A 13553-nucleotide genomic window follows, 5' to 3' on the forward strand; every position below is an offset into this window, starting at 1 on the left:
GATGAGCGCGGAGCGGATCATTTTGAGTATCGCCCGCATGGTCATGCGCGGCGGGCTTGGCAATTTGGGAAAGATGGCACGCGGCGAAACCGTCTCCAAGGCGCCCGACAGGTCGCAACTGACGCGTCAGGCGATGCGCATTCTGCGCCGCGTGGGGCGGATGTAGCCGCTCAACCGCTCCGGAAATGCTTGGACAGCTTCAGGCCCTGTCCCTGATAGTTCGAGGCGATCTCGCGGCCATAGAGCGTGGCAGGCTCCGCCTCCATCCGCTCATAGACCAGCCGCCCGACGACCTGTCCGTCCTCCAGCACGAAGGGCGCCTCGTGGCAGCGGACCTCAAGCACCCCGCGCGACCCTGAACCACCGGCGCCCGCCCAGCCGAAGCCTGGGTCGAAGAAGCCCGCGTAATGCACCCGGAACTCTCCCACCACGGCAAGGTAGGGAGCCATCTCGGCGGCGTGATCGGGTGGGATAGTGACTGCTTCGCGGCTGACGAGGATGTAGAACGCGCCGGGATCGAGGATGATCTGCCCGTCCGTCGCGTGGATCTCTTCCCAGTAATCTGCAGCGTCGTACCCGCCGATATTATCGAGGTCGATCACGCCGGTATGCGGCTTGGCGCGGTAGCCCACCAGCGTGGAACTCTCGGGTCTCAGATCGACGGAAAAACCCAAACCCTCGGAAATGACCGGCGTGCCCGAGACCAGCCCCACCTGTTTATGCAGCGCCTGAAGCTCGGCGTCGCTCAATTGCGCGTGCCCCCGGCGGAAGCGGATCTGGTTCAGCCGCATCCCCGGCCGCACCAGCACCGAAAACGAGCGCGGGCAAATCTCGGCATAGAGCGGCCCAACGTAACCCGTTGGAATGCGGTCGAATTCGCTGCCGCCATCGGTGATGGTCCGGGTCAGAAGGTCTAACCGGCCGGTCGAGCTTTTCGCGTTCGCCACGGCGTTCACATCGCCCGGCAGCGCCAGCCGCTCCATGAGCGGGACGACATAGACGCAGCCCTTTTCCAGCACCGCGCCATTCGTCAGGTCGATCCGGTGCATCTCGAAATCCGCCAGCCGCTCGGCTACGGTGCGTCCTTCGCGGGCGAGGAAGCTGGCGCGGACACGGTAGGCTGTGGTGCCGAGGCGCAGGTCCAGCGAGGCGGGCTGAATCTGACCCTCGACAGGCGGCTGATCGCAGGCGATCTGTCCGGCATCCAGCATCGCGGAAATGGAACTGTCGGGAAGAACTCCGGTCATGGTCCTGACCTTTCGGCGGATCGTGTCGGAATGGTCGGGCTAGCAGGATTCGAACCTGCGACCTTCCGTCCCCCAGACGGACGCGCTAACCAGGCTGCGCCATAGCCCGACGGAAAGGCTTCTGACCCAAAACGCGGGTGGGGGCAAGGGCCGATCAGCATAAGAATGGGCTTACTCGGCCAGACGTGCGCGGAGCGCGGCAAGCCGCGTGGCGGCGTCTCTCGCGGCGGGGTGTCCGACGTCGATTCCGGACAGCATTGCGCGCGCCGCCAAGCCGGGCAGGGCGGGGTGTCCAGCATCGTCGTCAGTGGCATCGTTGGCTGGCACGTCCGGCGTGTCAGGGATGCCAGGAGCCGCCGGGGCCGGGTCTTCCGAAATCTCGGATGGGGCGTCGGAGGTAAGGTCTGCAAAGGACGATTCCGCGGCGACATCTTCCACGGACGGGAACATGTCGGGCTGGTCGTCGTCAGCCGACGGGCCGGTTGCGGTCTCTCCAAGCGCGGCTATTGGATCGTCGGCAGGTGTGGCTTGGGCCGCAGCAGGCTCCATCTCGGGCTGAAGTTGCTCCGATACCTCCGCGGCACTTTCTTCAATGACTTCAGGGGCTTCCGGCGCATCGTTCAAAGGCTCCAGCACCGGTGCCGGTTCCGCCTCGCGCGTTGCTGACGCGGCGGGTGCGGGAATGCTGACCGGACGGCGCGGGGCGTCCAGCGGCACGGCGGTCGCCTCGATCACGTCATCCGCGTCATCGGCCTCGTCGCCATGTACCGGCGGCGAGAAGCCGGCAACGTGCTTTATCCCGCTCTCGCGCAGCACCTTCTGCACACCGCGGATGGTCATGCCCTGATCGTGCAGAAGCACCTTGATACCGCCGATCAGCGCCATGTCGGACGGACGGTAATAGCGCCGCCCGCCGGCGCGCTTGACCGGCTTGATCTGGGAAAACCGGCTCTCCCAGAATCTCAGAACATGGGTGGGCACGTCCAGCCACTCGGCCACTTCCGAGATGGTGCGGAACGCGTCGCGGGATTTTTCCATAGCCGACGGATTATGCCTTGTTGCCTGCGGCCACACGCTCTTTCATCAGGTGCGACGGACGGAAGGTCAGGACGCGGCGGGGCAGGATGGGCACCTCTTCGCCGGTCTTGGGGTTGCGGCCCACGCGGGCGGCCTTGTCACGCACCGAGAAGGTGCCGAAGGACGAGATCTTGACCTGTTCGCCCTTCACGAGGCTGTCGGACATGTGCTGAAGCACGCTTTCGACCAGGGTGGCGCTTTCATTGCGGCTGAGACCGACCTCGCGGAAAACGGCTTCGCTCAGATCCATACGGGTCAACGTTTTCTCGCTCATGCCACTCCCCTTCATTTGCGTGGAGGCAGCATGGGGGGGAAGAAAATCCGAGTCAATATCAAGCCCTTGGAATAGGGCGTTAAAGGCGATTACCAGCGCAGAACGACCGATCCCCAGGCCAGTCCGCCGCCGATCGCCTCGGTGACGACAAGGTCGCCTTCCTTGATCTGCCCGCGCTCGACGCCCACGGACAGGGCAAGGGGAATCGATGCCGCCGATGTGTTGCCGTGGTCCTGCACGGTCACCACCACCCGGTCCATTCCGACACCCATCTTGGATGCAGTGGACTTGATGATCCTGAGATTCGCCTGATGGGGCACGATCCAGTCCACGTCGTCCGCACCAAGCCCGGCCTTGTCCAAAGCAGCATGGGCGGTTTCGGCAAGCTTTTCAACGGCGTGGCGGAAGACCTCTTTCCCCTGCATCCTGAGATGCCCGGTCGACTGGGTCGACACGCCGCCGTCGACATAGAGGATATCGCGGTGCCGTCCGTCGGAATTCAGGTCCGTGGACAGAATGCCCCTGTCCGCCGTGGTCCCGCCGCCCTCCTGAGCCTCCAGGATCAGCGCACCGGCGCCATCCCCGAAGAGAACGCAAGTCGTCCGGTCCTCCCAGTCGAGAATGCGGCTGAAGGTTTCGGCCCCGATCACGATCACCCGCTTGGCCTGACCGGAAACGATCAGGGCGTTGGCGTTCGCCAGCGCGAATACGAATCCCGCACAGACCGCCTGCACGTCGAAGGCGAAACCGCCCGTCATGCCGATCCGGTCCTGCACCATGGTCGCGGCGGAGGGGAAGGTCAGGTCGGCGGTCGAAGTGGCGACGATGATCGCGTCGATATCGGAGGGCTCGAGACCCGCCATGTCGAGCGCCCGGCGCGCGGCCTCGGCGGCCATATCCGACGTGGTCTGTCCCTCTGCCGCGAAATGCCGCCGTTCGATCCCGGTCCGCGCGACGATCCACTCGTCAGAGGTGTCGACCATGTCTTCGAATTCGGAATTGGGGACGACCCGCTCGGGCAGGTAGTGCCCGACGCCACGCACGACGGCTCTGAGTGTCATCCGGTCTGCTCGCCTTGTTCTTCTGACCCGGCGTCATCCTGAACCGCGGCGCTGGTGGATGCAACCCGTGCCGCGAGGCGTTCGGTGAAACGGCTTTCGGCCAGACGATAGGCCAGCTTGATCGCCGCCGACACGCCGGTGGCGTCCGCCGATCCGTGAGATTTCACCACCGTACCGTTCAGGCCCAGAAACACCCCGCCATTCACGCGGCGCGGGTCGATCCGCTTGGTCAGACGCCGGAGCGAGGTCAGCGCCAGTAGCGCTGCGATCCGGCTGAGGGGCGTGGCCTTGAAGGCGTTTGTCAGGAACTCGCGGATAAGCGACGCGGTGCCTTCGCCGGTCTTCAGCGCGACGTTTCCGGTGAATCCGTCCGTCACGATGACGTCGACGCGCGCCGACGGAATGTCGCCGCCCTCGACGAAGCCGACGAAGTCGATATCGGCGTTGGGTGCGGCGTCCGTGATAAGATCATGGGCGGCCTTGATCTCGGCGCGGCCCTTGTGCTCTTCGGTCCCGACATTCAGAAGACCCACGCGGGGCCGCTTCAGACCAAGCCCGTTCCGCGCATAAGACCCGCCCATAAGCGCATATTGCAAAAGGTCTTTTTCGTTCGCCCGGATATCGGCCCCCACATCGAGCATGATGTTGAACCCCTGAGGGTTCCGCGAAGGCCAGAGACAGGCAATGGCGGGCCGGTCGACGCCCGGCAGCTTCCGAAGCCTCAGCATCGACACCGCCATCAGCGCGCCCGTGTTCCCGCAGGAGACGACCGCCTCTGCCTCGCCGCCGCGCACCGCTTCTACGGCGGACCACATCGAGGTGGACTTGCCGTTCCGCATCACGTTCGACGGCTTGGCGTCCATGGTCACGATATCTTCGGCGTCGCGAATCTCGACCCTGCCGGCAAGCGTGCGCTGCTTGGCGATCAGGGGCTCCAGCTCGCGCGCGCGGCCGTGAACGATAAAGGCGATGTCGGGGTTCTTGACGGCGCTCTTCGCCATGCCTGCGACGACGGCCGCAGGTCCGCGGTCGCCGCCCATTGCATCAACGGAAATAACGATGCGCCGTGTCGCACCCGTTGTCTGATCGGAGGTATCCGACATCAGAGGCCCGGGAGCGCGCCGGCTCAGGCCGCGTCTTCGTCGAGGTCGATCTCGTCGGCCTGTGCGACCACTTCACGGTCGGCATAGTGGCCGCAGGCGCCGCAGACGTGGTGCGGGCGCTTGAGTTCGCCGCAGTTGGGGCATTCGGCCGGGTTGTCGGCGACGAGCCCGTCATGCGCACGGCGCATGTTGCGGCGCGAACGGGTGACTTTATTCTGAGGGACAGCCATGTCACATCCTCGGATTTCAAGGGGGCCGTGCCCCGGAGTTTCTACGGTCAAAAGGCTGATACGCGCTCGCGTCGCGCATGTCCAACCCAATGTTCAAACGAGGCCGGGAACATACTGCGATTCATTTGAAACGCAAGCGGGATTTCAGCCCTCGTCATCGTCCTTTTTTTCAAGCCTGTCGCGCAGGCTCGCCAGCCCCGCGAAGGGCTTCGCGTCGTCATCGGTCATCGGGGTCTGGCCCGGCTCGGTGACGCTGATTTCTACTGGGTCGACGCCTTCGGCGCGCGGAAAGTCAGGCAACGCCAGCGCCAGAGCCTCGACCATGACAGCGGCGGGATCGACCGAGCCGGGCAGGGGCTCGGCGCTGTCGTCCTCGGGCATCTCGACCTCGGCGCCCGCCGCCGCCTCGGGCTGGGGCATGTCGGCGAGGTAGCGGCGCACGACCGGCACATCGATCCGCGTCGTCACCGGCTCCAGCGTCACGACACAGGGCTGCACCACCGTGGCGCCCAGCTTGGCCTCAAGCCGCCAGTCCCGCGCGGCGTCAGGGGATACGGTACCCTCGAAGCGCAGCTTCTTCACCGCGCTGATTCCGAGGTCCTCCGCGATCTTCACGCGCGCCCCGGCGTCCGGCTCTACCAGAAAGGACCGCTGCCGCGTCTCGCCAGACAGGCGGATGGGTGCGTCTTGAGGGTCTGACATCATTCCTCTCCTTGATCCCGATGGGCCTTCTGGCTATGCCGACTAGGCATCCTGGGATGCGATGGCAAGGCCCAGGTGGGGCACGGCGGGGCGTTACAATGACGAAATCGAGCGGAACGGGTCTGAAGGCGGCAGCAGCCGGAACGGCGCTGTTGTTCCTCGCCTCCTGCGCCACGCTTGAGGACCGCCATGGCTACATTCCCGAACAATCCTCGCTCGACACCATTGTCGTGGGCCGAGATACTCAGGATACCGTCGCGCTTCTCATCGGCCGACCCGGCACCACGGGCGTCATACAGGACACCGGCTGGTACTACGTCCGCTCGGACTACGAGCGCTTCCTCTGGCGCGAGCCGGTGGAAGTCGACCGCGAGGTCGTCGCGATCAGCTTCACCGGCTCGGGCGTCGTGTCGAATATCGAGCGCTTTGGTCTCGAAGACGGCCGCATCGTCGCCCTCAACCGCCGTGTCACCGACAGCAATATCGAGGGTGTCAGCTTCCTGCGTCAGCTCTTCTCGAACTTCGGCAATCTCAGCGCGGGCGATATCCTCGACGAGAACTGAGGCGCTCAGTCCTCCTCGGGCTCGAATGTCAGCGACACGCCGTTGATGCAGTAGCGCAGGCCCGTCGGCTGCGGACCGTCCGGGAAGACATGCCCCAGATGCCCGTCGCAGCGGTTACAATGCACTTCGGTCCGGCGCATGAAGAAACTGCGGTCTTCCTGCTCGCCGACCATATCGCTTTCCACGCCGTCGATCGGCTTGGTGAAAGACGGCCAGCCCGTGCCGCTGTCGAACTTGTCGGCTTGCGCGAACAAGGGCGCGCCGCAGCCCTTGCACATGAACGTGCCCGGCTCTTTCGGGAAGTCGTCATGGGTAAAGGCGCGTTCGGTCCCGTGCTTCCTCAGAACCTTGAATTCCAGGTCGTCCAGTTGCGCACGCCACTCGGCGTCTGATTTCACGACTTTGTCCATTTCGGTCCTTTGCGTCATATTCTTGCATCCACAGATGTGCGATGCTCGTCTCATGCCTATCTAGGATGGGCCAGAGGCCGGACCAACCGCCGGGAGATCACGATGCCGGGACGTTATGTTGCACGCATGGCCGCATCCGATGCCGATGTGGAGGCCGCGCAGCGTCTGCGTCACCGGGCCTTTATCGAGGAAGGCGGTGCCGCCCCCCGCGCCGATGGCCGCGACCGCGACGCCTATGACGATATCTGCCGCCATGTCCTGATCGAAGATCGAACGACCGGCGATCTCGTCGCGACCTTCCGCTTTCTGCCGCTTGCTTCTGGTGCCGAAATCGGGCGGAGTTATTCGGCGCAGTATTACGACCTTGCCGCGCTGGCCGATTTCACCGGTCCCATGGCCGAGATGGGCCGCTTCTGCGTCGCGCCCGGCCGCTTCGACCCGGAGGTCCTGCGCGTGGCATGGGGTGCCATGACACGCTTCGTGGATGAAGAGGGTGTCGCGTTCCTGTTCGGCTGCTCGTCCTTCCACGGCACCGACCAGCGCGCCTATGCCGACGCCTTCGCCATGCTCCGCGACCGCCACCTTGCGCCGAAACGCTTCTGGCCCCGCGTCAAGGCACCGAACGTCTTCCGCTTCGCCGCACGTCTCCGCCGCCGCCCGGACCGGAAAATTGCGCTCAAGACCATGCCGCCCTTGCTGCGCAGCTACCTGACCATGGGCGGCTGGGTCAGCGATCACGCCGTGGTGGATACCGACATGAACACGCTCCACGTCTTCACCGGGCTGGAAATCGGCCGCATCCCGCCCGCGCGCGCGCGTGTCCTCCGCGCCGTGGCGGGCTAGGGCCACCGTCCCCCGTTGACGCCGGACCTGCGTCGGCATAGCTCGCGGCCATGGCGCGCGCTCCACTTCTCCAACTGACCGACATCTCGCTGACCTTCGGCGGCGATCCGATTTTCGACGACCTGTCCCTCACCGTTCAGCCGGGCGACCGGCTGGCGCTTGTGGGGCGGAACGGCTCGGGCAAGTCCACGTTGATGAAAGTCATGGCCGGCCTGATCGAGCCGGATGCGGGTGAGCGCGTCGTGACCGCGGGCGACAGCGTCGGCTATCTCGAACAGGACCCGGACATGTCGGGCTGCGAGACGCTTGGAGATTTCGCCACGCGCGACCTCGGGCCTGCGGACCTCTGGCGGGTCGAGGCCGTGGCCGAAGGGCTGAAATTCGACCCCTCCGCGCCCGTGGAGACCGCTTCAGGCGGCGAGCGTCGCCGAGCCGCGCTCGCCAAGCTTCTGGCCGAGGCGCCCGACCTGATGCTTCTTGACGAGCCGACCAACCATCTCGACATCGAGGCAATCGAATGGCTGGAAGAGCGGCTTGCCACATCGCGGCAGGCCTTCGTCATCATCAGCCACGACCGTGCGGTCCTTCGCCGCGTGACCAAGGGCACGCTCTGGCTTGACCGGGGTGAGATGCGCCGCCGCGACAGCGGATTCGCGGGCTTCGAGGAGTGGCAGGAGAAGACCTGGGCCGAAGAGGACGAGGCGCGCCACAAGCTCGACCGCAAGATCAAGGCCGAAGCGCGGTGGGCCGTCGAGGGGATCAGCGCGCGTCGCAAGCGCAATCAGGGCCGGGTCCGCGCGCTGCAGGCGCTCCGGGCCGAAAGGGCGGGCCAGATCCGGCGCGAGGGCGCGGCGGCGCTCGACCTGGGTGCGGCACCCAAGAGCGGCAAGCGCGTGATCGAGGCGACCGGTCTTACCAAGGTCTATGACGGCAAGGTCATCTGCCGCGACTTCTCGCTCCGCGTGGCGCGCGGCGACCGCATCGCTTTCGTCGGCCCGAACGGCGTGGGCAAGACAACGCTGATCGAAATGCTGACCGGCCGACTCGCGCCCGACGCGGGCGAGGTGACGCTCGGCACCACCATCGAGATGGCGGTCTTCGATCAGCGCCGCGCCGCGCTCGACCCCGACATGTCGCTCTGGGAAAGCCTGACGGGCGATCCCGACATGCGTGTGAAAGGGAATGCCGATCAGGTCATGGTTAGGGGCCAGCCACGTCACGTGGTGGGCTATCTCAAGGATTTCCTCTTCGACGAGGCGCAGGCCCGCGCGCCCGTCCGCGCGCTCTCTGGCGGGGAAAAGGCGCGGCTCCTGCTGGCCAAGCTGATGGCGAAGGAAGCCAACCTTCTCGTGCTCGACGAACCGACCAACGACCTCGACGTGGAAACGCTCGACCTCCTGCAGGAAAAACTCGACGAATTCGATGGCACCGTCCTTCTGGTCAGCCACGATCGCGATTTCCTTGACCGCGTTGCCACAACCACCGTGGCGCTCGAAGGGCAGGGACGGATTGTCGTCCATGCCGGAGGCTGGTCGGACTATGCGCCGAAGCGGAAGCTTTCGGCACCACCCGAGCCGGAGAAGCAAACCACCCCCCGTGGCTCCGAAAAACCAGCCAGGCCGGCCGCGCCAAAAGAGCCCGCCCTCAGTTTCACCGAGCGTCACCGGCTCAAGGAACTGCCCGGCGTTATCGCCCGGCTGGAAGCGGAAATCGCCAAGCTGGAAGAGCTTCTGTCCGATCCCGACCTTTACACCCGCGAACCGGTCAAGTTCGCCAAGGCGACCGAGGCTCTGACGGAACGGCAAAGCAAGCTTGCCAGCGCCGAGGACGAATGGCTCACGCTGGAAGACAAGGCGGGCGGCTGAGGTTCGTTGGGGCCGAGGGGACAAAGCCGCCTTATTCTGCCGGCGTTCCCTTTGCCTCGTGTTCCGACGCGATCAGCATCGACGCGCCGAAAGCAAGGATCAGCAGGACGAAGCCAAGACCGAGAAATGCCGGTCCGCCGATCAGAAACGCGGCGGCGCCCAGAAGAAGGCCTATGGCGGTGCAGAAAAGAAAAATCATGGCGAGCATGAACCAGCTCCTTCACTCGTTACAAAAACAAAGACCGGGCCAAGACGACGCCCTCAAACATTACGATACGCATAAAATACGGCACAAAGCGGTGCAGAGCAGGGAAAAAACCGGTTCGATTTGTGGACTCTCTGTTGAATGGGATGGGGTAAAATAATACCGTAATTTTAAGTGTCTGTAATTGCTGATAAAATACGAAGAAATGTATCTTGACTGGCGCGGCAGAACCTTTAGACACCGCGCATCCAAACTCTCACCAAGAGACCAGTGACATGAAAACCTTTACCGCAACACCGGCGGACATCGAGAAGTCCTGGGTGGTGATCGACGCCGAGGGCGTCGTTCTCGGCCGCCTCGCCTCGATCGTCGCCAACCGTCTGCGCGGCAAGCACAAGCCGACCTTCACGCCGCATATGGACATGGGTGACAACGTCATCGTCATCAATGCCGAGAAAGTGCAGCTGACCGGCCAGAAGCGCGACAAGCCCAACTACTGGCACACCGGCTATCCGGGCGGCATCAAGAGCCGTACCACCGGCGCCATCCTCGAGGGCAAGCACCCCGAGCGCGTCGTGATGCAGGCCGTCAAGCGCATGCTTCCGGGCAACCGCCTGAGCCGCAAGCAGATGACCAACCTTCGCGTTTACGCCGGTGCCGAGCACCCGCATGAGGCGCAGAATCCCACCGTTCTGGACGTGGCGTCCATGAACAAGAAGAACACCCGGAGCTGATCATGGCAGAAGACATCAAGACGCTCGACGACCTGAAAGAGGCGGTCGGCGCCGACGCCGGGGAAACCGTTGTCGAGGCGCAGCCCTCGCACGAGCCCGTCCGTGACGAGCTGGGTCGCTCCTATGCCACCGGCAAGCGGAAAGACGCGGTCGCCCGTGTCTGGATCAAGCCGGGCTCCGGCAAGGTCACCGTCAACGGCAAGGAAATGGCGGTCTACTTTGCCCGTCCCGTGCTGCAGATGATCCTGCGTCAGCCCTTCACCGTGGCCGGTGTCGACGGCGAGTTCGACGTGATGGCGACCGTCAAGGGCGGTGGTCTTTCGGGTCAGGCCGGTGCGGTCAAGCACGGCATCTCGAAGGCGCTCCAGCTGTACGATCCGTCGCTGCGCCCGGCGCTGAAGGCAGCTGGTTTCCTGACCCGCGACAGCCGTGTGGTGGAACGGAAAAAGTACGGCAAGGCGAAAGCCCGCCGGAGCTTCCAGTTCTCCAAGCGCTGATCCCGGCCGACAGGACTTGCGAAAGGGCTGCCCTTGGGTGGCCCTTTTCATTTGCGCCGACTTCGTCGTCGCGGTGGGGCGATCGCTTGCGCGATCGCCGTTCAGTATTTGAGAACAGAAGAAGGGACGGAGATCGCCCTAGTCGTCAGGCGGCACGAGGCCAAGGCCGCGCAGGTAGATGCCGATCCCGGTTTCCAGCAGGTCCTCGGGCGGGAAGGGCGACTTGGTCCCCGGTGAGCCGCGCGCGAAGAGCTCCACCACGCCGTGGCTCAGCGCCCAGATATGGGCCGAGAACATCTGCGGCGGCGGACGTTTCTCGGGCGGGATATGCTCGGACAGGTTCGCCGCCGCGCGCTCCAGCACCGCGAAGGCCCGTTGCGCCACCTGCGCCAGGTCGGGCGTGCGCTGGATCGAAATGCCGCTTTCGAACATTGCCACGTAATGCCCGGGATAGCGCCGTGCGAAAGCGAGATAGGCGCGGCCCGTCGCCTCGAACGAGGCCAGCGCCGAGGGCTGACCGGTCTCGTAGGCGTATTCCATGAGGTCGGAGAAGATCTCGTAGCCCTGCCGCGCCGCTTCCGCGATAAGGTCTTCTCGCCCCTCGAAATGGCGGTAGACGGCGGCGGGGGTGACCCCGGCCTCTTTTGCGGCTTCCGACAGCGTAAAGCCGGTCGGTCCCTTGTCCTCGATCAGCTTGAGCGCTGCGTCCACAAGGGCCTGCTTGAGGTTGCCGTGATGATAGCCACGCTTAGCCATCCCAGACGTCCGGCCCCCCGGCGATCGAGGCGTCCGGCGCGGCCACGTCGCCCTTGCCCTGATAGTCGAGGTCGTGGAGCACGGCCCGGATCGCTGCAAGGCGCGCGCGCTTCTTGTCATCCGAGCGGATCACGGTCCAGGGCGCGGCATGGCCGCCATGGGTCCGCTCGAAGGTCTCGGCGATAGCAGCGGTGTAGGCGTCCCACCGCTTCAGCCCCTCGACGTCGATCCACGAGAGTTTCCACTGCTTCAGCGGGTCTTTTTCGCGTTTGAGAAAGCGGCGAAGCTGTTCGGCGCGGCCCACGTTCAGCCAGAGCTTTTTCAGAATGATGCCCTCGTCCATCAGCATGGATTCGAACTCGGGCACTTGGGTGAAGAAATGCTGCCGCTGCTTGGGGGTGCAAAAGTCGAAGACATGCTCGACCACGGCGCGGTTGTACCAAGAACGGTCGAACAACACGATTTCGCCCGCGCTCGGCAACTGCCTTATATAGCGCTGGAAATACCACTCGCCCTGTTCGCGGTCCGACGGTTTCGACAGCGCGACGACACGCGCGACGCGGGGGTTCAGGTTCATCCGGAACCGCGCGATAGTGCCACCCTTGCCGGCGGCGTCGCGCCCCTCGAAGACCACGACAACGCGCTTGCCGGTCTCCTTCACATCGGCCTGGAACCGGACCAGTTCGTGCTGAAGCGCCTCGAGCTCGTCCTCGTAGTCCTCCCTGTCCATCGCCTCGTCATAGGGATAGCTGTCGGACAGGATATCCTTTTTGCCGCCCGAGCGGATGGACTCGCGGATGTCGTCGGGGGCGTCAGATTCGAAAAAACTGCTGATGGCGCCATCGAAGGGCAGGGACATGTTATTCGCTTTCACTTTTAAGGAAATCTAGGCGCGAAGCGGGTAGAGCGCAATCGGGCCGTCGCGGAACGGCGCCCGGAAAGCTACCGGAGCCCCGCGCGCGCCGCTGCGCGGTCGATGGCCTCGATGATGGTGCCGGGGACGCTGTGATGGGGCATATGACCCTGACCGTCGAGCAGCGTGAGCTCGGCGTTGGGCAGCCGCTCGGCCAGCGGCTCGGCATGGATGTCGGCAAAGACGGTCCGATCCGCCGTGCCGTGCAGGATCTCGATGGGCAACGTCAGGCGGTCGTAGTCTCCGGCCTGATCGACGACTTTGGGGCGGAGCGTGTTCACCTGCCTGTTATTGGCTCTGAGCGTCGCCGTCCGGATCGCCAGCGGGATACCGGCGCGGGATAGGTAATCGGGCGGCGGGCTTTGCGGATGGAAGGTGCTTTCCAGAACGTCCGCCACATAGCTGCGCGGCACGAAGGCGGCCCCGAGGGGTGCCAGAACCGCCCCGCCAAGGGCTGAGCCGATCACACGGTAGCTGATATCCACCTCGCCCGGCCAGGGCAGCGTCACGCCCGAGAGAATAACGAGCGCGGCTGCCTCGGCTTCAAGCGCCCAGGCCATTGCCACCGCACCACCGAAGGAATGGCCAAGCACGATAGGATTCTCCGCGCCAAGTTCTGCGACCGCGCGCGACAGAATGTTCGCCTGTGAGCGCGGGCTTTCGCCCGCCGTGGCGAAGGCGCCGGAGAAGGGCGCGCCGGCCGCGGTCCAGCCATGTCCCGGGCGGTCGACCATGAAGACCCGGTATCGGGTGGAAAGTTCGTCGGCGAGCGTCATGTCCATGTCCCGGAAATTCGCCCCAGCCCCGTGGATCAGCACAAGGTCCGGCCCCTCGCCACGGACGACCACATGAACGTCGCGCCCGTCCACCTGTACGATCCGGCCCTCGGGCGGGAAACGCGCTTCGATCTCGGCCTCGCGCAGGTCGGCACGCCGATCCACGAAGAGCGCCAGAGCGATGACGGCGGCGAGCAGGAAAAGGGTCGTGGTCAGCATGGGGCGTGGCAAGGCGGCCTTCCGAGGCGGTCGTGTTTCTCACTCCACCACATAGAGGACTGTCCGAACCCGACCACC

Annotated in this window: 18 protein-coding genes and 1 tRNA gene; 6 read left to right on the forward strand and 13 right to left on the reverse strand. The window is 64.8% G+C overall.

Annotation, left to right across the window (positions count from 1 at the left end; all coding sequences use genetic code 11):
- Window position 1: 1 nt before the first annotated feature.
- Window positions 2-166, forward strand: coding sequence for a hypothetical protein (locus GQ651_RS04395; RefSeq protein WP_160762982.1), 165 nt, complete (start codon window positions 2-4; stop codon window positions 164-166).
- Window positions 167-170: 4 nt separating this feature from the next.
- On the opposite strand, the gene GQ651_RS04400 is transcribed toward GQ651_RS04395, so the two are convergent.
- The 8 genes from GQ651_RS04400 to GQ651_RS04435 form a co-directional block, all read right to left on the reverse strand.
- A complete protein-coding gene (locus GQ651_RS04400) occupies window positions 171-1247 on the reverse strand; it encodes a 2'-deoxycytidine 5'-triphosphate deaminase (protein ID WP_160762983.1) in 1077 nt (358 codons plus the stop codon).
- Window positions 1248-1278: 31 nt separating this feature from the next.
- Window positions 1279-1356: transfer RNA gene (locus GQ651_RS04405), tRNA-Pro, on the reverse strand.
- Window positions 1357-1418: 62 nt separating this feature from the next.
- Window positions 1419-2285: a MerR family transcriptional regulator gene (locus GQ651_RS04410; protein ID WP_160762984.1), complete on the reverse strand. Its 867-nt coding sequence runs from the start codon at window positions 2283-2285 to the stop codon at window positions 1419-1421.
- A gap of 10 nt (window positions 2286-2295) precedes the next feature.
- Window positions 2296-2598, reverse strand: coding sequence for an integration host factor subunit alpha (ihfA, locus tag GQ651_RS04415; RefSeq protein WP_160762985.1), 303 nt, complete (start codon window positions 2596-2598; stop codon window positions 2296-2298).
- Window positions 2599-2687: 89 nt separating this feature from the next.
- Window positions 2688-3659: a beta-ketoacyl-ACP synthase III gene (locus GQ651_RS04420; protein WP_160762986.1), complete on the reverse strand. Its 972-nt coding sequence runs from the start codon at window positions 3657-3659 to the stop codon at window positions 2688-2690.
- Window positions 3656-4762, reverse strand: a complete 1107-nt coding sequence (gene plsX, locus GQ651_RS04425) for a phosphate acyltransferase PlsX (RefSeq protein ID WP_160762987.1) — start codon at window positions 4760-4762, stop codon at window positions 3656-3658. Before plsX ends, GQ651_RS04420 begins: the two co-directional genes overlap by 4 nt.
- A gap of 23 nt (window positions 4763-4785) precedes the next feature.
- Window positions 4786-4992: a 50S ribosomal protein L32 gene (rpmF, locus tag GQ651_RS04430; protein WP_160762988.1), complete on the reverse strand. Its 207-nt coding sequence runs from the start codon at window positions 4990-4992 to the stop codon at window positions 4786-4788.
- Window positions 4993-5136: 144 nt separating this feature from the next.
- Complete coding sequence (locus GQ651_RS04435) at window positions 5137-5694, reverse strand: YceD family protein (protein ID WP_319637317.1); 558 nt, start codon at window positions 5692-5694, stop codon at window positions 5137-5139.
- A 98-nt stretch (window positions 5695-5792) separates the two neighbouring features.
- On the opposite strand from GQ651_RS04435, the gene GQ651_RS04440 reads away from it, so the two are divergent.
- Complete coding sequence (locus GQ651_RS04440; RefSeq protein WP_160762990.1) at window positions 5793-6257, forward strand: outer membrane protein assembly factor BamE; 465 nt, start codon at window positions 5793-5795, stop codon at window positions 6255-6257.
- 5 nt (window positions 6258-6262) lie between these two features.
- On the opposite strand, the gene msrB is transcribed toward GQ651_RS04440, so the two are convergent.
- Window positions 6263-6667: a peptide-methionine (R)-S-oxide reductase MsrB gene (gene msrB, locus GQ651_RS04445; protein ID WP_160762991.1), complete on the reverse strand. Its 405-nt coding sequence runs from the start codon at window positions 6665-6667 to the stop codon at window positions 6263-6265.
- A 102-nt stretch (window positions 6668-6769) separates the two neighbouring features.
- Between msrB and GQ651_RS04450 the strand changes: the two genes are divergently transcribed.
- Both GQ651_RS04450 and GQ651_RS04455 read left to right on the forward strand, forming a co-directional pair.
- The gene (locus GQ651_RS04450) at window positions 6770-7510 is read left to right on the forward strand and encodes a GNAT family N-acetyltransferase (protein WP_160762992.1); all 741 of its coding nucleotides are present in this window, start codon (window positions 6770-6772) and stop codon (window positions 7508-7510) included.
- Between the two features lie 50 nt (window positions 7511-7560).
- Window positions 7561-9375, forward strand: a complete 1815-nt coding sequence (locus tag GQ651_RS04455) for an ABC-F family ATP-binding cassette domain-containing protein (RefSeq protein WP_160762993.1) — start codon at window positions 7561-7563, stop codon at window positions 9373-9375.
- 31 nt (window positions 9376-9406) lie between these two features.
- On the opposite strand, the gene GQ651_RS04460 is transcribed toward GQ651_RS04455, so the two are convergent.
- Window positions 9407-9583 (reverse strand): hypothetical protein, encoded by a 177-nt coding sequence (locus GQ651_RS04460; protein ID WP_160762994.1) that lies wholly within the window; start codon window positions 9581-9583, stop codon window positions 9407-9409.
- A 272-nt stretch (window positions 9584-9855) separates the two neighbouring features.
- Between GQ651_RS04460 and rplM the strand changes: the two genes are divergently transcribed.
- Window positions 9856-10314 (forward strand): 50S ribosomal protein L13, encoded by a 459-nt coding sequence (gene rplM / locus GQ651_RS04465; RefSeq protein WP_160762995.1) that lies wholly within the window; start codon window positions 9856-9858, stop codon window positions 10312-10314.
- 2 nt (window positions 10315-10316) lie between these two features.
- A complete protein-coding gene (gene rpsI / locus GQ651_RS04470; RefSeq protein ID WP_160762996.1) occupies window positions 10317-10811 on the forward strand; it encodes a 30S ribosomal protein S9 in 495 nt (164 codons plus the stop codon).
- Window positions 10812-10949: 138 nt separating this feature from the next.
- Here the strand turns inward: rpsI and GQ651_RS04475 are convergent, their stop codons facing one another.
- The 3 genes from GQ651_RS04475 to GQ651_RS04485 form a co-directional block, all read right to left on the reverse strand.
- Window positions 10950-11567 (reverse strand): TetR/AcrR family transcriptional regulator, encoded by a 618-nt coding sequence (locus tag GQ651_RS04475; RefSeq protein ID WP_160762997.1) that lies wholly within the window; start codon window positions 11565-11567, stop codon window positions 10950-10952.
- Window positions 11560-12426 (reverse strand): polyphosphate kinase 2, encoded by an 867-nt coding sequence (gene ppk2, locus GQ651_RS04480; RefSeq protein WP_160762998.1) that lies wholly within the window; start codon window positions 12424-12426, stop codon window positions 11560-11562. Before ppk2 ends, GQ651_RS04475 begins: the two co-directional genes overlap by 8 nt.
- Window positions 12427-12509: 83 nt before the next feature.
- Complete coding sequence (locus GQ651_RS04485) at window positions 12510-13475, reverse strand: alpha/beta fold hydrolase (protein WP_160762999.1); 966 nt, start codon at window positions 13473-13475, stop codon at window positions 12510-12512.
- Window positions 13476-13553: the final 78 nt, after the last annotated feature.

The organism is Kangsaoukella pontilimi (assembly GCF_009830125.1).
Classification (GTDB): domain Bacteria; phylum Pseudomonadota; class Alphaproteobacteria; order Rhodobacterales; family Rhodobacteraceae; genus Kangsaoukella; species Kangsaoukella pontilimi.

Excerpts from the sequence above, each read along its gene's own strand:
- rpsI (WP_160762996.1), top strand. The coding sequence starts at position 10,317 with ATGGCAGAAGACATCAAGACGCTCGACGACCTGAAAGAGGCGGTCGGC.
- GQ651_RS04485 (WP_160762999.1), bottom strand. The coding sequence starts at position 13,475 with ATGCTGACCACGACCCTTTTCCTGCTCGCCGCCGTCATCGCTCTGGCG.
- GQ651_RS04455 (WP_160762993.1), top strand. The coding sequence starts at position 7,561 with ATGGCGCGCGCTCCACTTCTCCAACTGACCGACATCTCGCTGACCTTC.
- GQ651_RS04420 (WP_160762986.1), bottom strand. The coding sequence starts at position 3,659 with ATGACACTCAGAGCCGTCGTGCGTGGCGTCGGGCACTACCTGCCCGAG.
- ihfA (WP_160762985.1), bottom strand. The coding sequence starts at position 2,598 with ATGAGCGAGAAAACGTTGACCCGTATGGATCTGAGCGAAGCCGTTTTC.
- rplM (WP_160762995.1), top strand. The coding sequence starts at position 9,856 with ATGAAAACCTTTACCGCAACACCGGCGGACATCGAGAAGTCCTGGGTG.
- plsX (WP_160762987.1), bottom strand. The coding sequence starts at position 4,762 with ATGTCGGATACCTCCGATCAGACAACGGGTGCGACACGGCGCATCGTT.
- GQ651_RS04450 (WP_160762992.1), top strand. The coding sequence starts at position 6,770 with ATGCCGGGACGTTATGTTGCACGCATGGCCGCATCCGATGCCGATGTG.
- GQ651_RS04475 (WP_160762997.1), bottom strand. The coding sequence starts at position 11,567 with ATGGCTAAGCGTGGCTATCATCACGGCAACCTCAAGCAGGCCCTTGTG.
- rpmF (WP_160762988.1), bottom strand. The coding sequence starts at position 4,992 with ATGGCTGTCCCTCAGAATAAAGTCACCCGTTCGCGCCGCAACATGCGC.
- GQ651_RS04435 (WP_319637317.1), bottom strand. The coding sequence starts at position 5,694 with ATGTCAGACCCTCAAGACGCACCCATCCGCCTGTCTGGCGAGACGCGG.
- GQ651_RS04410 (WP_160762984.1), bottom strand. The coding sequence starts at position 2,285 with ATGGAAAAATCCCGCGACGCGTTCCGCACCATCTCGGAAGTGGCCGAG.
- msrB (WP_160762991.1), bottom strand. The coding sequence starts at position 6,667 with ATGGACAAAGTCGTGAAATCAGACGCCGAGTGGCGTGCGCAACTGGAC.
- GQ651_RS04440 (WP_160762990.1), top strand. The coding sequence starts at position 5,793 with ATGACGAAATCGAGCGGAACGGGTCTGAAGGCGGCAGCAGCCGGAACG.
- GQ651_RS04400 (WP_160762983.1), bottom strand. The coding sequence starts at position 1,247 with ATGACCGGAGTTCTTCCCGACAGTTCCATTTCCGCGATGCTGGATGCC.
- GQ651_RS04460 (WP_160762994.1), bottom strand. The coding sequence starts at position 9,583 with ATGCTCGCCATGATTTTTCTTTTCTGCACCGCCATAGGCCTTCTTCTG.
- ppk2 (WP_160762998.1), bottom strand. The coding sequence starts at position 12,426 with ATGTCCCTGCCCTTCGATGGCGCCATCAGCAGTTTTTTCGAATCTGAC.
- GQ651_RS04395 (WP_160762982.1), top strand. The coding sequence starts at position 2 with ATGAGCGCGGAGCGGATCATTTTGAGTATCGCCCGCATGGTCATGCGC.